9 protein-coding genes and 1 pseudogene are annotated in these 15,985 nt (G+C 43.9%); 5 read left to right on the forward strand and 5 right to left on the reverse strand.

The window, feature by feature from the left end; genetic code table 11:
* Position 1: 1 nt before the first annotated feature.
* Positions 2-1,207 (forward strand): MFS transporter, encoded by a 1,206-nt coding sequence (locus BI198_RS01335; RefSeq protein ID WP_070047926.1) that lies wholly within the window; start codon positions 2-4, stop codon positions 1,205-1,207.
* A 27-nt stretch (positions 1,208-1,234) separates the two neighbouring features.
* On the forward strand, positions 1,235-1,366 hold the full coding sequence (locus tag BI198_RS16310; protein WP_268793884.1) for a hypothetical protein: 132 nt from the start codon (positions 1,235-1,237) through the stop codon (positions 1,364-1,366).
* A 31-nt stretch (positions 1,367-1,397) separates the two neighbouring features.
* On the opposite strand, the gene BI198_RS01340 is transcribed toward BI198_RS16310, so the two are convergent.
* Positions 1,398-3,557, reverse strand: a complete 2,160-nt coding sequence (locus BI198_RS01340) for a winged helix-turn-helix domain-containing protein (RefSeq protein WP_070047927.1) — start codon at positions 3,555-3,557, stop codon at positions 1,398-1,400.
* A 129-nt stretch (positions 3,558-3,686) separates the two neighbouring features.
* On the opposite strand from BI198_RS01340, the gene BI198_RS01345 reads away from it, so the two are divergent.
* Entirely contained in the window at positions 3,687-5,513 is a 1,827-nt protein-coding gene (locus tag BI198_RS01345; RefSeq protein ID WP_070047928.1) for an alpha/beta hydrolase, read from the forward strand.
* A gap of 151 nt (positions 5,514-5,664) precedes the next feature.
* Here BI198_RS01345 and BI198_RS01350 read toward each other — a convergent pair whose 3' ends face one another.
* The 3 genes from BI198_RS01350 to BI198_RS01360 are packed head-to-tail and all read right to left on the reverse strand — an operon-like array spanning position 5,665 to position 10,025.
* On the reverse strand, positions 5,665-8,082 hold the full coding sequence (locus BI198_RS01350; protein WP_158007080.1) for an ABC transporter permease: 2,418 nt from the start codon (positions 8,080-8,082) through the stop codon (positions 5,665-5,667).
* Entirely contained in the window at positions 8,075-8,764 is a 690-nt protein-coding gene (locus tag BI198_RS01355; protein WP_070047929.1) for an ABC transporter ATP-binding protein, read from the reverse strand. The genes BI198_RS01350 and BI198_RS01355 overlap by 8 nt, the downstream gene beginning before the upstream one ends.
* Positions 8,765-8,774: 10 nt before the next feature.
* Positions 8,775-10,025 carry an efflux RND transporter periplasmic adaptor subunit gene (locus tag BI198_RS01360; RefSeq protein ID WP_070047930.1) on the reverse strand — a complete coding sequence of 417 codons (1,251 nt, stop codon included), beginning with the start codon at positions 10,023-10,025 and terminating at the stop codon, positions 8,775-8,777.
* A gap of 258 nt (positions 10,026-10,283) precedes the next feature.
* Between BI198_RS01360 and BI198_RS01365 the strand changes: the two genes are divergently transcribed.
* Both BI198_RS01365 and BI198_RS01370 read left to right on the forward strand, forming a co-directional pair.
* Positions 10,284-11,675 carry a sigma-54-dependent transcriptional regulator gene (locus BI198_RS01365; protein WP_070047931.1) on the forward strand — a complete coding sequence of 464 codons (1,392 nt, stop codon included), beginning with the start codon at positions 10,284-10,286 and terminating at the stop codon, positions 11,673-11,675.
* Position 11,676: 1 nt separating this feature from the next.
* Positions 11,677-13,032 carry a sensor histidine kinase gene (locus tag BI198_RS01370; RefSeq protein WP_158007081.1) on the forward strand — a complete coding sequence of 452 codons (1,356 nt, stop codon included), beginning with the start codon at positions 11,677-11,679 and terminating at the stop codon, positions 13,030-13,032.
* Between the two features lie 19 nt (positions 13,033-13,051).
* Here the strand turns inward: BI198_RS01370 and uvrA are convergent.
* A pseudogene (uvrA, locus tag BI198_RS01375) lies at positions 13,052-15,876 on the reverse strand (excinuclease ABC subunit UvrA).
* Positions 15,877-15,985: the final 109 nt, after the last annotated feature.

Consider the following 15,985-nt stretch of genomic DNA (forward strand, 5'->3'; position numbering starts at 1 on the left):
AATGCCCGCCATGTTACGTTCAACTTTCTACATAATGTTAGGAGGTTCGGTTGTCTTAGCGCTTGCGCTGGGTATTCGGCATGGTTTTGGCTTATTTTTAGCGCCAATGAGTGATGACTTTGGCTGGGGCCGGCAAACTTTCGCCTTAGCTATTGCCTTACAAAACTTAATTTGGGGTTTAACTCAACCACTTACCGGCGCTTTAGCCGATCGCATAGGTGCCCATAAGGTGGTTATTGCGGGTGGTTTATTTTATGCCGCAGGTTTAATTACCATGGGCATGTCTAATTCAGGCTTAAGCCTAGGTTTAAGTGCTGGGGTGCTAATTGGTTTAGCGTTATCGTCTACTTCTTTTACTATTATTTTAGGCGCTATCGGCCGTGCTGTCCCCGCTGAAAAGCGCAGTATGGCCATGGGTATTGCCAGTGCCGCCGGTTCTTTTGGTCAATTTATCATGTTACCGGCGACGTTAGTGTTAATTACCCAACTGGGCTGGTCTGCTGCATTGTATGCGTTAGGCTTTATGGTGTTATTAATTATGCCGTTAGCCTTAATGTTAAAGACGTCAGGCTCCACTCACGATAACGAACCGGCACAAAGTATTGAGCAAGCGTTAAAACAAGCTTTGGCTCATAAAGGTTTTTGGCTGTTGTCGCTAGGTTTCTTTGTTTGCGGCTTTCAAGTTGTGTTTATCGGTACGCATATTCCCTCTTATTTACTGGATAACCAATTAGCTCCACAAGTAGGCACTACGGTGCTGGCGCTAATAGGCTTATTCAATATCTTTGGCACTTATGCTGCGGGTTGGTTGGGCGGGCGTGTTTCTAAACCTATATTATTAAGTGTGCTATATGCGGCTCGTGCAATCGTTATTTTAGCGTTTATTATGTTACCGCTAACAGATTGGAGCGCCTATGCTTTTGGTATGGCGATGGGCTTTTTATGGTTATCTACCGTGCCGTTAACCAACGGTATTGTGGCCAGTGTATTTGGCGTCCGCTATTTATCTATGCTCGGCGGTATAGTGTTTTTGTTTCACCAAATAGGCGCTTTTTTAGGCGGCTGGTTTGGTGGCTATGTTTACGATTCTACCGGCAATTACGATTTGGTGTGGCAAATATCTATTGGCTTAAGTGTAATAGCGGCGCTACTTAACTTACCGATTAAAGAGCGCAGGGTGCAATTAACGCCGGCGTTAAATCAATAAAAAAGTTAAGTTAATACAGAGGCAAACATGAAAAAACGCTGGCGCTTTATTCTCTGGTTAGCACTAAGCACGGTACTGGGTTTAGTGTTAATGGCTGCATGGTGGGGTTGGCAACGCGGTGGTTTGCAGCTATTACAACCCGGTGTTGCTTGGTGTTAGACACTAGCAACTATAACTTAAGGCTGTGTTTTTACTTGGCAGCTTTAAGTAACAACCGATAAATATCTCCTTGTAGTTCACTATGGCGCACATAAACCGTTTGGTTTTGGCGTACGCTAAAATGGCGGACAAAGCGGCTGGGTTCAGATAAGTGTAATGCACTTTCGCCTGACGCTAGATCCAGCCGATAAATACCCTTAGTTGGCACGTAGTAATATAACTGGACCTGATCAATCTGCCAGTTTAGCCAATTTATCTTGTCAAAAAAGGAGAGTAATAACTGTTCGCTGCCAGAAGATAACTTCTCGTTACCAGAAGATAACTCTTTAACCCACAAACCATCCTGATGATATTTACTGAAATATAACCGATTTTGCCAAATACGGCCGCTGTAGCCGCCTTGTTGTGTTAGCCTTTGCTCGCTGTTGTTAGTCAAATCATATAACCATAACTGCCAGTCGCCATCACGCTGGCTGCTATATACTAGCTTAGTATCATCCATGGCCCAGTTTGCTATCGCAACTTGCTTATCAGCATTTAGCAGTGTCATTAGCTTACCACTGTCGATATTAACGCTATAAACGGCGCCGTCTTTACTAAACAATAACTGCTTATCATCATCTGACCACTCTAGCCGAATAAAGCTGGGTTGACCCGGTAGCTCGCTTAATAAGCGTTCAGTGCCATCAACTTGCTGTAACCACAATTGCAGATGGCCTTGTCGATCGCTAAGAAAAGCCAGTTGTGTAGCATCATGTGATAGCCGCGGCATGGTATCTAACCGTGAACTGTTAATCCGTACTAATGCATCTCCCGCTTTATTAGCCTGCCAAATATCGGCGCTAAGTTCTGTGCTACTGAAATACACATTGTCGCCAGTGACAACAAATGAATTAATGGCATCAGCTGCGTGATACAGCGGCGTCAGCTCAGCACTCGCCAAGTGGTATTGATACAAGGTTGAGCCGGCGCTAAGTAATAGCACCCTATCCTCGTTTACAGTTGTAGTGTTGTACCAAGCCAATGCGGTGGCACGAATGGCTATAGTTTGAGAAAAAGTGATTTGACCGTTACTGTCCAGCAGCAGTAATTCGCTAGTATCAGCCGTTATATAGCGCACAATAGCTAGCGGCTGTTGGCCTGATGTTGCTAAAGCAATATCACCTTGGCCAGAATAGTCAGCAGCTAACAGTGTTAGTTGGCGTACAGCGCCGCTGGCAATACTCAGCTGATAGAGCTGGTAGGGATGGGTTTTATCAGCTCTTTGTCGAAAATATAAGGTGTTGCCATCGCTGTGCCAGCTGATTAGCGGCGCGTTATCTGGCGGGCACTGGTGTAATATTCTATTAGCAGTGGTTTCGCCCAGCGTTTGCAACACAATTTGGCAATGCTCGATGTTAGGCTCAGTGCTAGAACCCGAGCTATAGCGTACATAAGCAAATTGGCGGCCATCCGGGCTTAATGCAGCATTTTGGCTGTCTTCATTATCCGGTGTCAGGGCAAGGTGTTTGTTATCCGCTAGAGTATTTAGCCAGATCTGATGATTACCATTATTAGCCTGGCGCTGATACAACAGCGCTGTACCTTTTGCATTACTGCTTAGCTGGCTTTCGCGACCATTAAAGCTAGTGTGGGGCACTTTATTAGCGGCACTGAGTAGCTGAAGTGGTGTATTGGTATAAAACCAAAACCGTACAACAAATAGCCCGCAAATAATTAACGCCAGTAGCAAAAATAACCACTGTAACCGATTGCGACTTTTACCAGAACGCACAGATGCCGGCTTTTGTTGAGCGCCCTGATGGAGAGTAGACTGAGCAGAATTCTGAGTCTGATCTGGGCTGATTAAGCTTACTACTTTCACATTCGACAACAGTTGATAACCTAGCTTGGGCAGAGTCGCAATATAATCTGTTGTTGGATCTAAACTGGCAAAAGCTTTGCGTAGCATCGACACCGCACGGTTAATCGCGCCATCACTGACTATACGACCTTGCCACACCGTTTGAATTAATTGCTCGCGGCTAAGGGGCAGTTCTGGGCTGGCCAGTAAACTGAGTAACAGCTGATGCTGTCTTGGTTCAAGGTACAGTTGATTATCACCACGGCTTAGCTGCCGAGTGCGACTGTCAAAAGTAACTTCACCTAATTGCCACTGTACAGCGGGCTCAGAGGGCACAGTTTTATTCATTTTCTTCCCGGTAAGCTTTTCATCATATTTTATGGCTTATGCATCATATAAACATCACGGTTACAACCACGACATGGCCATATTATTTTCCTAAGCTGTTGCCTGAACTAATGTTAACAGGAATTTAATATGAAACTACAGCCAATATTAAAATCAATACTAGTGATAATAATAACGTTGTTACTTAGCCTTGTTTTGTCATCTTGTGGCAGTGACAGCAATAATGTAGATAGTGACAAAGCTGACACCACAGGATTAATAAAGTTGGCGCAACGTAGTTATCTGCTAAAACTACCGGCTGGTTATCAGGCTGATAAAAGCTATAAATTATTGCTGGTGTTTCATGGTTCAGGTGGCAACGCCATGAGTATGCACAGTACGGCTAAATTTGAGCAATACACTGATGACTACATTGTCGCTTATCCTAACTCTAAAGAAGTGGAGTGGAACGAAGGTTGTGGCTGTAATATTGCGCATCGCAAAAAGGTTGACGATTTAGGCTTTGTTGATGCGGTAATTGCCGATATTAAACAGCGTCATCAGGTTTTAGACAGTGAAATATATGCTGCGGGCTTTTCTCAAGGTGGATTATTTACCCAAAATTTAGCATGTAACCGCAGCAAAGTGTTTAAGGCCGTTGCGGTGGTGGCCAGCCCAATGTCAGAGCAATTAGCGGCTAGCTGTGCACCAGAAGAAGCTTTGTCGGTGATGATGGTGCATGGCTCGCATGATCCGGTTCTACCTTATAACGGCTTAGCCGATAGTAATTTTGGATTAATCAGCTCACCAAAAGCGATTCAATTACATGCTAATAAGCATAACGCTTTGCCGTACCCGTTAATTAAACCTTTACCTGAACTCGGTGCGGGCAGTATTAATTACAGCAATGGTAAACAAAAATTTAATTTATACAGTGCGATATATGGTGGCCATAGCTGGCGCTTTAATCAGTTTGATACCTCTGCCCAAATAATCCGTTTCTTTGCTGAGCTGGAGCAGCCTGAATTACCAAAGCATTCGCAACTAGTAACCACTGAGCAAGGGCAGTTTCATGTTCGCGCTATGGGATTAGATAACCCTGGGCCTGCGGTAGTGTTGTTGGCGGGGCCTAATTATAATTATCACAGCGACAGCGCTTGGTTTGCGGCGCTGCAGCCTTTATTAGCCCAAAAATATCGGGTTTATAGCATCGACCGGCTTGGTAATGCGTTTAGCAGTAGTGCTGATAACTTGTCGTACCGTCGTTTTGCTGATGATTTGGCGTTGGTGTTACAGCAGTTAGCTGAAAGCCAAGTGACCTTGGTCGCTTTCTCTAGCAGCAGTATTAGTGCGCGTTGGTTTTACCAGCAACATCAGCAACAGTTTGATATAAAAGCTATGTTGTATATCGATCCGGATATTCCGCTTGCCCATTCGTTAAGCCTTTATCAGGGTTATCCAGCAGACTGGTATCTGGAAAATCTGCCCGAATTACTGCCCTATATCGCTGAGGGTAATTGGACTGCAAGAACAAAAGATAAGTTGGATCTGGAATACAACGAAGTAAAACAGCTTGCTGCAGCAAACAATGTGGCGTTTGACTTGGGTTATTTTGAGCAAATTATTCAACGGCGGTTATTGATCCCGCAGCAGCAAGCTAGAGCAACTGAGATTGCCAGTTATATAGCTGACTTGGATGGTTATGCCAGTTTGCCAATGGTGTCGGCCATACCGGTAAGCGTAATTGATAGTGACTTTGAACAACAGCAGATAGAACAAGCGCAAGAGCAGCCTGAATTGGCAGCAGCGCTACAACTATGGCAACAAGAAGGCAGTGCTTGGAGTGCTGAGCAAGCATCGCTGTCAAATGGTCAGTACATTGCACTTAGTAATAGTGATCATCTAGTACCCGTGCAGCAACCAGAGCAAATTAAACACGCACTAGACTGGCTGTTTAGTCAATTGCAACTGCCCTAGTTAAAATCTACTTATTATAAGCGGTAAATTATTTTAGAGCAGTAAATGGAGTTTGTATTTTAACTGTTTTAATAGTTAACCTGTGTCAGGTATTTAATTAAGGCAATATATACTGACATGCCTAAGAAAAACTCCTGACACAGGGCGTTAATTATTGCTGCCTTAATACCATTGCTGGTTTGCGGCTAGCAACCTGCCAGGCTAAAGCCGCAACGGTGCACCAGCAGATGGTAAAAGTCGTTAAGGCTGCGAGAAGGTACCACAACGGGTTTTGACTTATGCGTTCGCTAAATTCAGCTAACCAGCGTTCAAGTATCCAAAAGGTTGTTGGTATCGCCAATATGGCACTTATTGCCATTAGTTTAATGTATTCATTCGCTAATAAGTTCACCAAGCTGAAACGGCTGGCACCTAGTACTTTACGCATGGCTACTTCACGAGAGCGCTGTTCTGCACTAAAGGCTGCCAAACCAAATAAACCGATGCAGGTTAAGGCAATGGCTAACGCGGCGAATATTGCTATTACTTTACCTTGCCGTTGCTGATTCTGGTATAAGGAAGTGTAGTCATCGTTTAGCCAGCTAAGTCGTAAGTCTTGACGTTGCAACCGATTACTTAATACTTGCTCTATATTAGCCCGCACCATCATCGGCTGCTCAGCTTGTATTTTTAGCATAATATTACTGTAATTCATTGGCGAACGACCACAGATCAGTAATAAGGGTTCTTGCTGCGTTAGTGCCGAACCAATTTGAATATCAGCGACAACACCGACTATTTTCATTCGCAAAGTCGGCGTGTTGCCGGGAAGTAGCCATTGTTGACCAATGGCATCTTGCAGCTGGCTGTAGCCGGCTTTACGCGCCAGAGATTCGGTAATTATAATCGCTGCAGTGGCATGATCACTATGAATTTGATACCAGTCGCTCTGGTAAGCCTCACTAAAATCTCGCCCAGCCAAGAGTGTTAAGCCTGCCGTTCTAGCAATATTAAAGCCTGCTCCCATCTGGGCGACTGGTGGCAGAGCGCTGGTTTGAGTTTGCCCAGGTAAATGAATTTCCATTGCTTGAGAAATTGAATGTGTTAGCTGCATATCGAGTATTGATGCAGTATTTACTCCCTCAACCTTAAGCAAACTTTGCAGTAAGCTTTGGCTTTCGTCCCAGAATAGTTGTTCATTATCAATATCTTTTATGATTAGCCTAGCATCACGTTGATAGCCGGTTGGCTGATTTTGCAGTAGTTGTAGTTGTTGTTGTAGCACAATGCTGGCTACCAAAAGAGCAATAGTAATCGCACCTTGCAATACGAGTAAGCTTTTACGCAGCCAGATGGCAGTGTTACCGCGCTGAAAGTCCCCACTAAGTACTTTTTTAGCATCAAAAGCTGAGATAAAAACTGCCGGGTATATACCTGCTAAAATACCCACACTAAATACACTACCGAGTAAAATCAAACCAAAAGAACCGACATAAATTAGCTCAAGTGGGCGGTCTATCAACAGATTAAATTGGGGTAAAACTAGCTCTACGGCTACCGTTGCTAGTAAACCAGCACAACAGGCCATCAGGATAGATTCCAACATAAACTGCACAAATAATTGGCTACGACTCGCTCCTAAGGCTTTACGTACACCTACTTCTTTAGCACGTGTTGCAGCCCGGGCTGTACTCATATTGATAAAGTTAATAGCCGCAATGAGTAGTAGAAGAGCCGCAAGAAATAAACAGATATTTACAGTGTTAGCTGAGCCATTGATTTTAAATTCGTAAGCTAAAGCAGAGTGGAGATGAATATCAGTTAGCGGCCGCAGTTGTAACTCAGAGATATGTTGACCGGCATAGGCTTGTTGATTTAGCTGGTTAGATAGCTGCTGCAACATCGCGGTTTTATTAACATCATCGGGCAGATAAAGATAACTGTAAACGTTATTCATCGCTAGACTACTGGCCTCTACGCCATCACTAATTCGGCGAAGAGAATCGGCTTGCAAATGGCTTTGTTTCGGCAAACTATAAACTGCAGTTACCGTATAATGCTGCTCAGACGCTTGCAATTTTTGGCCTATCGCGTTTTCGCTACCAAATAGCCGCTTAGCTTGTGATTCGGATAAGGCAATTTGATGCGGTTGCGCCAGTGTTGCGGCTAAATCACCAGACACTACCTCTATCTGAAAAAAGTCAGTAATGTTACTTTCTACAGCCAGCGACCATTCTAGTGTTAGCTGCTGGCTAGACTCGCTCAGACGAACTGACAAGGCATCGTTATTTAATCGTGTCAGGTTGATCCTTTCGTCATAGTTCTGTAGCAAGTTTTTCATTGCAGGACTAGAAACGGGAAAACGTTGATTAACCGGGACAAATAACTGCTCCAAGCGGTAGGTATTATCTGCGTTAGGGTGCATTTTATCAAAGCCCATTTCGTAATTAGCATACAGTAAAACTAACAGCGCAGAAGCTAGGCCGGCCGTTAGCCCCAGCAGATTTAGTGTTAAGTGGGTTTTATGGCGCAGTACCGTACGCGCGCTGGTCGTTAAATAATTACCCAACATAGTCATTGTATTAAGCATACTTTGCCTCCAGTGCCCGTTCGGTAATAATTTGACCATCTAGCATTCGTACTATGCGGCTGGCATAGCGTGACTCATGCTCAGAGTGGGTTACCATGACTATCGTAGTACCTTCGCTATTTAGCTGGCGTAGCATCAGCATTACTTCTTCACTGTTTTTTGAATCTAAGTTACCGGTTGGTTCATCGGCTAATATGAGTGCTGGGTTAATGACTAAAGCTCGCGCTACCGCGACACGTTGTTGCTGGCCGCCAGATAGCTGCAGCGGTAGATGATCGGCCCTGTGGTCAATTTGCATCCGTTTTAATATGGCTTCAACTCGTACTTTACGCTCAGCCGCGGCGATGCCTTGATACTGTAGCGGTAGTTCAACATTTTGAAAGACAGTTAACTCATCAATTAAGTTAAAGCTCTGAAATACAAAGCCTAGCTGGGTTTTTCTTAACTGTGCCAGTTGTTTTTCATTGTAGTTAGCAATATCAGCACCTTGAAATAAATAAGCGCCAGAGCTTGGGCTATCTAGCATGCCGAGAATACTTAGTAGCGTAGATTTACCGCAGCCTGAAGGCCCCATAATAGCAACAAAGTCGGCCTGTTCGATGTGTAAATCGATATGGTTTAGTGCAGTGGTTTCTAGCTCGGCGGTGCGAAATACACGGTTTAATTGTTGTAACTTAATCATGATAATATCCTTATTGCTGTAGTTGAATAGTATCGGCTTGCGCAAAGTCGCGATAGCCTGAAGTAATAACTTGATCACCAACATTTAAACCGCTGATAATTTCAATTTGGTTTGCGCTTTGTCGGCCAAGCGTTACTGCTTGTTTATGCGCGATAGCGGTTTTGCTGTTTAATACATAGACATATTTAGCGGCGCTGTCGGCCAAATAAGCCCCCTGAGGTAGCACTAATGCAGTTTGTTGCTGCTGCTCTAACAGCAAGGTGATATTTACTGACTGGCCGCGCTTGATCTCGGCTACTTCTGGTAGATTAAATTCAAGCTGAAACTGGTTATTGATCACTCGGCTGTCAATACGGTTCAAAGTAAGAGAAATTTCCTGCTGATTGAGTAACGCAGTAGCTTGCATGGCCAAATTAACGCGGTTTAAATAAAACTCATCAACACTGGCAACTAACTTGTAACGGTCAGGAATATCAATCTGACCCATACGGCTGCCTGGCGCTTTAGACTCACCAGCTTCAACATTAAACTCACTTAAATAACCGCTAATTGGCGCACGAACCAATAAGTTCGTCACGTTTAGGCGGGCAAATTCCAGGTTTTTTGTCAACATTTGTACGCTTTCGCTTAACTGACTAAGTTGCTGTTGCCGAATGGCTTCCTCTTGCTGTTGTTGCTGCTGTGTTAGCTCAAGACGCTGCAGTTGATAGCTCAAGTCTTGTTGCATATTTAGCAAGCTTTCTTTTGCTAGTACGCCAGACTTTACCAATGGCTCGGTTTGGCTAAGGTTGCGTTTTAGCGTACGTATTTGATGTTCAATATCTAGCACATCGCGCTTTAGATTTAGCCGGTTAGTTTCAATTGTCATTTGGGTATTACGCAGAAAATTCATCTGCTCAGTAACTTGTGCTTCGCGGCTAATTAAATCTAACTGCAACGCAGTGTTACTAAGCCGTACTAACGGCTGGCCTTTGGTGACGAACTGACCTTGCTCGGCTAGTTTTTCTTCTACGCGACCGCCTTCAATAACATCTAGAAATACGGTTTTTTGCGGTAACACATTGGCACGTAAGGCGATACTTTCTTGCAAAACTTGTAGCTTTACTACTGCGGTGCTAACTGAACTAATAGGTAATAGCACCGATGTTGTAGCGTTGCTTTGCCATGTAATGCCAAACCAGACTGCGGTAATAACAACCACGATCGCAATTGCCGGTTTTAATATGCGGTGCGAAGTTGAGCGGCTTAGTTTCTTATCCATTTTTTAGCTCCTAAGATAGGGTTGCTTTTACTTATGTCAGTACTCATACAAGTACTAGAGCAATGGATGTGCCAAATATAAAGTTGTTTAAGATCAGTATTTTATATTGTGTATTATTTAATTGTGTCCGCTGGTGGTACAGCTAAGTGTCCACAAGTGAACAGTTTGGCAATGACATAAGCTGCATGCATTGAAAGCTTGTTGCCAAGTTGTAGCCTTTTCGGTAGGGTGCAGTGATTACAACGTTGGGGTTTTTCGATGAAGCAGCCATATCATGTGCTAGTGCTGGATGATAATCAGGATATTCTTATTGCCAGTCGAATTTTTTTGAAGCAACATTTTGCGCAAATAACTACATTGCATGATCCCGCTCAGTTGCTTAGCACGTTAAGCAGTCAGCCGATTGATTTACTACTACTAGATATGAACTTTAGCCGAGATACCCAAAGTGGTGAAGAAGGACTGTTTTATTTACAGCAGGCGTTAAAAGCTCAACCCCAGTTAAAAGTGGTTATGATGACTGCCTACGCAGCCTTGCCGTTAGCAGTGCGGGCAATGCAACTGGGTGCGGTTAATTTTATTGCAAAGCCCTGGCAGAATGAGCAGTTATTACAGGCGTTGCAGCAGGCATTACAAACCACTATTAAGCCTTCACCGAAGCCAGCAAATATGCTGGCAAAAGCTAGGACATCAGCTGCTTCTATAATAGATAGGATCCCGCTTTTGGGTGATAGCAGAGCTATGCAGCAAGTGCTGCGCACTATTGAAAAAGTAGCTGCTACTGATGCCAATATTTTGTTGCTTGGTGAAAGCGGTACCGGTAAAACTTTGGTAGCACAGGCTATTCATCAAGCATCTAATCGTGCTGCAGCGCCTATGGTTAGTGTTGATATGGGCAGTTTAAGCAGTAGCTTGCTAGAAAGTGAGTTATTTGGCCATAAAAAAGGCGCTTTTACCGATGCTAAAGCCGATAATGCTGGCCGTTTTGTTGAAGCGACTGGTGGTACTTTATTTTTAGATGAGTTGGCTAATTTAGCCTTGCCAGAACAGACTAAGTTATTAGCTGCCTTACAAAACCGCACTGTGGTGCCAGTCGGCGCTAGCCAGCCGGTAGCAGTTGATATTCGTTTAATCTGTGCCACTAATGAAGACTTACATCAGGCTGTAGCTAGTGGCTTATTCCGCCAAGACTTGTTGTACCGTATTAATACAGTCGAAATAACATTACCGCCACTGCGATCAAGAAAACAAGATATCATTCCGTTACTAAACTGGTATTTACAGTATTATGGCCAACGTTATCAGCGCACTGATTTACAAATCAGTAGCTGTGATCAACGTTTATTACAGCAATATGATTGGCCGGGAAATGTGCGGCAGTTAGCGCATGCAGTTGAGCGTGCGGTAGTGCTTGCTGATAAGGGCAAGCTGGATTTCAGCCAGTTACAAAGTACCTCAGAGCAAGCGTTGGCATTAACTGACTCAAATACTGCTCAAGCAGAAGATGCCGACTTTATGTTGGAACTAGTTGAAGAAAAAACCATTCGCCAAGCCTTGCAGTATTTTCAGGGTAATGTCAGTCAGGCTGCTAAAGCCTTGGGTTTAACTCGAGGTGCTTTATATCGGCGCTTAGAAAAATATGGGCTTTAATATGCGTTTACTTGTGCTATTAAGTAGCTTTGGTGTGTTGCTATTGTGCGCCGCTAACGTTTGGTTAAACGGGCCTTCGGCATTAGCAATTTTGCTAACACTCACTACGGCGTTAATAGCTTGGCAGATTTGGCAACACAGCCAATTACAGCAACGACAAACAACGTTAGTATTAAAGGCGTTAGCTAATCAAGATACGTCGTTAACCATACGTGGCCAGCCGCGCTTGCAGAGTTTATTGGCAGAGGTGCAACAGCAACTTAGTGAAAGCCGGCGTCAAGCAGAAGCTAAAGCGCAGTATTTGCAAACATTACTTAGCCAGTTAGATATTGCGGTTCTTGAGTTTACTGATAGTGGTGAATTGTTGCAGGCTAACCCTGCGGCACAACGGCTGTTATCAGTGGTGCAATTCAAACAACTGCAACAAGGTCAGTTTGAACCTGCCAATTTACAACAGCTTGCCATAATTTTACAGCAAACAAATACCCATTATCAGGGCCAGTTTCAGTGGCAACAACTAGGTTATACCGACCGTTTAGCGCTAAGTATAGTTTGTACCCGTATCGCTGGGCAGGTACGTAAGTTGGTTACGCTACAAAGTATTGACCAGGCATTATTGCAACAAGAAGTACAAGCCTATCAGCAAATGACTCAAGTATTGACTCATGAGATTGCTAATTCGGTAACGCCGATGGCATCGCTGGCACAAAGTTGCCAGCATATTTTACCTGCTGCTGACACGGTATTAAACCAAGAGCAGCATACTGATTTAACCGACGCTTTGGCGACCATTTTACGCCGCGGCCAGCATTTAACCGAATTTATTCTATCATTTAACCAGCTTAGCCAACCGGTGCAACCTCGTTTACTGCAGATAGATTTAGTCGAAGTGATAAAGAATTGCTTAGCTTTACAGCGTGAAGCATTTCAACAGCAGTCTATTGAGGTGCAACTGATGATGCCGCCTCAAGTAAAGTTATGGTTAGATGAAGCATTAATAGAGCAAGTAATCATTAATTTACTGCAAAATGCGCTTGATGCTATGTATGACGTAGTACAAAAGCAGTTAACGATAAACTTACAGCACAATATCCAGCAACTTTGGCAGCTAGATATTGTTGATAATGGGCCAGGCATTAGCGAGCAAGTCGCGCAGCAGATATTTATCCCGTTTTTTACCACTAAACAGACAGGATCAGGTATTGGCTTGAGTTTATCACGTGCATTATTACAGGCGCAGGATGCACAATTGCAGTATTTACCAAGCTATTTGTCGAATAGCATGTCGAGCAATACTATAAAAAACAAACCGAGCATTACACCCGGCAGTTGCTTTAGAATTGTATTTAAACAGTAGCTGTTAGCAAATCATTTGCTTACGCTAAAAGCGGCTTTAAGTAATGGCCTGTATAAGACTGCTCACAATCGGCTACTTGTTCTGGCGTGCCGGCAATTAAAATTTCACCACCACCGCTACCGCCTTCTGGGCCTAAATCGACTACCCAATCGGCGGTTTTTACTACATCTAAATTATGCTCGATCACAACAATAGTATTGCCGTGGTCACGCAAACGATGCAACACATTAAGTAATTGCTGAATATCATAAAAATGCAGACCAGTGGTTGGCTCATCTAAAATATACAAGGTTTTACCGGTGTCACGTTTGCTTAGCTCACGGGCTAATTTAACCCGTTGTGCTTCACCACCAGACAAGGTTGTCGCCGACTGGCCAAGCTTGATATAACTTAAGCCGACATCCATCAGAGTTTGTAATTTACGTTTAATCGCCGGTATTGCAGCAAAATATTCCAGTGCATCTTCCACTGTCATATCTAACACTTGGTGAATATTTTTACCTTTATACTTAATTTCTAAGGTTTCGCGATTATAACGCTTACTGTTACACACATCGCAAGGCACGATCAGACGTCGGCTAAAAAGTGCATTTCTACTTTAATAAGACCATCACCTTGGCAAGCTTCACAACGGCCACCTTTAACGTTAAAGCTAAAGCGACCAACTTGATAACCACGTGAACGAGCTTCTTGGGTGCCAGCAAATAACTCACGTACGCCAGTAAAAATGCCGGTGTAAGTGGCGGCATTTGAACGTGGTGTACGACCAATAGGGCTTTGGTTAATATCGATAACTTTATCAAAGTGATCTAAACCGGTAATTTCACGATGCGCGGCCGGATCGGGCCCTTCGCCTCTATTTAATACCCGTTGCGCCACCCGATATAGGGTGTCGTTAATTAAGGTAGATTTGCCTGAACCAGACACGCCAGTAATACAGGTCATTAAACCAAACGGAATGGCTAAGTCGACATTTTTTAGGTTATTGCCGGTCGCGTCCAGCACTTTAAGCCATTTGTCGCCCACGGGCGTACGCTGCTCTGGTATGGCAATTTTACGAGCCCCAGATAAGTATTGTCCGGTTAACGATTTAGGTTCAGCCATGACTTGCTCTAAGCTACCTTGAGCAACAATATAACCGCCATGGACACCGGCACCTGGGCCAATATCAATAATATGATCAGCTAAGCGCACAGCTTCTTCGTCGTGTTCGACTACGATAACGGTGTTACCTAAGTCGCGTAAATGGCGCAAGGTGCCAAGCAGGCGGTCGTTATCACGTTGGTGTAAGCCAATCGACGGCTCATCCAGCACATACATAACGCCGACCAAACCGGCACCAATTTGGCTGGCTAAGCGAATACGCTGAGCTTCACCGCCAGATAAGGTTTCGGCACTGCGCGACAGGTTTAAATAATTTAAGCCAACGTTGACTAAGAAACTAAGCCGATCTTGAATTTCTTTTAATATTTTTTCGGCAATTTGGCCTTTTTGACCTTTAAGGCTAAGTTGCTGGAAATAAACCATGCAATCGCCAATGGATAGCTCAACAATATTAGGTAAGTTAGTTTTACCAATAAACACGTGGCGTGCTTCTTCACGTAACCGAGTGCCGCTACAACTAGGGCAAGGCTGGGTGGCTAAATATTTGCTTAGCTCTTCGCGCACCGAGTTAGACTCTGTTTCCCGATAGCGCCGTTCCATATTAGGCAAAATGCCTTCAAATGGGTGGCTACGCAGTACGATATCGCCACGATCGTTTAAGTACTTAAATTCTATAACAGTATGGCCACTACCTTGCAAAATGGCTTTTTGCTGGGCTTTGCTTAAGCTAGAAAAGGGCACATCTAGCTCAAACTTATAATGCGCAGCTAGTGATTTTAGCATTTGAAAATAATAGAAGTTACGTTTATCCCAACCGCGAATAGCACCGCCCGCTAAACTAAGTTCGTCACTGACAATCACTTTTTTGGGGTCAAAATATTGTTTAACGCCTAAACCATCACAGCTTTGACATGCGCCAGCGGGGTTATTAAACGAGAACATTCTCGGCTCTAATTCTGCCATGGAATAACCGCAAGTAGGACAGGCAAAATTAGCCGAAAACACTAATTCTTCGGCGTCGGGATCATCCATCAACGCCACTTTAGCTATGCCGCCGGATAATGCTAACGCCGTTTCAAACGACTCGGCTAAGCGTAATTTAACGTCGTCACGGACTTTTATCCGGTCGATAACCACTTCAATGGTATGTTTTTTGTGTAAGTCTAAGCTTGGCGGATCAGATAAATCGCACACTTCGCCATCTATGCGAGCGCGAATATAACCCTGCGCAGCCAGGCCTTCTAATAATTTAACGTGTTCGCCTTTACGATCTTGCACCACAGGTGCCAACACCATTAATTTAGTATCGTTATCAAAGGTGGTCACTTTATCCACCATTTCACTGATGGTTTGCGCGGCTAAGGGCAAATTATGATTTGGGCAACGCGGTTCGCCAACGCGAGCAAATAACAGTCGCAGATAATCGTAAATCTCGGTAATAGTCCCGACAGTCGAACGCGGGTTATGTGAAGTCGATTTTTGCTCAATCGATATCGCTGGTGATAAGCCTTCAATGTGATCGACATCTGGCTTTTCCATTAAGCTTAAAAATTGCCGAGCATAAGCGGATAAAGACTCAACATAACGCCGTTGGCCTTCGGCATATAGGGTATCAAATGCGAGTGATGATTTTCCTGAGCCTGATAAACCGGTAATAACAATTAATTTATCACGCGGTATAACCAGCGAAATGTTTTTTAAGTTGTGGGTACGGGCACCACGAATATCAATTTTCTTCATTTCAGCCTTATTTCAAGTTTCGCTTTTATACGCACTCACTATTATTGCAGATCTATGCGTTTTTTTTAAGCATTGCCCAGTATAAACTGTAAAAATATACACCTATTGC

Origin of the sequence: Rheinheimera salexigens, from assembly GCF_001752395.1 — a bacterium.
Taxonomy (GTDB): Bacteria; Pseudomonadota; Gammaproteobacteria; order Enterobacterales; family Alteromonadaceae; genus Alishewanella; species Alishewanella salexigens.

What these genes read in the sequence shown, in the direction of transcription:
- BI198_RS01335 (WP_070047926.1), top strand. Translation starts at nt 2, where the DNA reads ATGCCCGCCATGTTACGTTCAACTTTCTACATAATGTTAGGAGGTTCG.
- BI198_RS16310 (WP_268793884.1), top strand. Translation starts at nt 1,235, where the DNA reads ATGAAAAAACGCTGGCGCTTTATTCTCTGGTTAGCACTAAGCACGGTA.
- BI198_RS01340 (WP_070047927.1), bottom strand. Translation starts at nt 3,557, where the DNA reads ATGAATAAAACTGTGCCCTCTGAGCCCGCTGTACAGTGGCAATTAGGT.
- BI198_RS01345 (WP_070047928.1), top strand. Translation starts at nt 3,687, where the DNA reads ATGAAACTACAGCCAATATTAAAATCAATACTAGTGATAATAATAACG.
- BI198_RS01350 (WP_158007080.1), bottom strand. Translation starts at nt 8,082, where the DNA reads ATGCTTAATACAATGACTATGTTGGGTAATTATTTAACGACCAGCGCG.
- BI198_RS01355 (WP_070047929.1), bottom strand. Translation starts at nt 8,764, where the DNA reads ATGATTAAGTTACAACAATTAAACCGTGTATTTCGCACCGCCGAGCTA.
- BI198_RS01360 (WP_070047930.1), bottom strand. Translation starts at nt 10,025, where the DNA reads ATGGATAAGAAACTAAGCCGCTCAACTTCGCACCGCATATTAAAACCG.
- BI198_RS01365 (WP_070047931.1), top strand. Translation starts at nt 10,284, where the DNA reads ATGAAGCAGCCATATCATGTGCTAGTGCTGGATGATAATCAGGATATT.
- BI198_RS01370 (WP_158007081.1), top strand. Translation starts at nt 11,677, where the DNA reads ATGCGTTTACTTGTGCTATTAAGTAGCTTTGGTGTGTTGCTATTGTGC.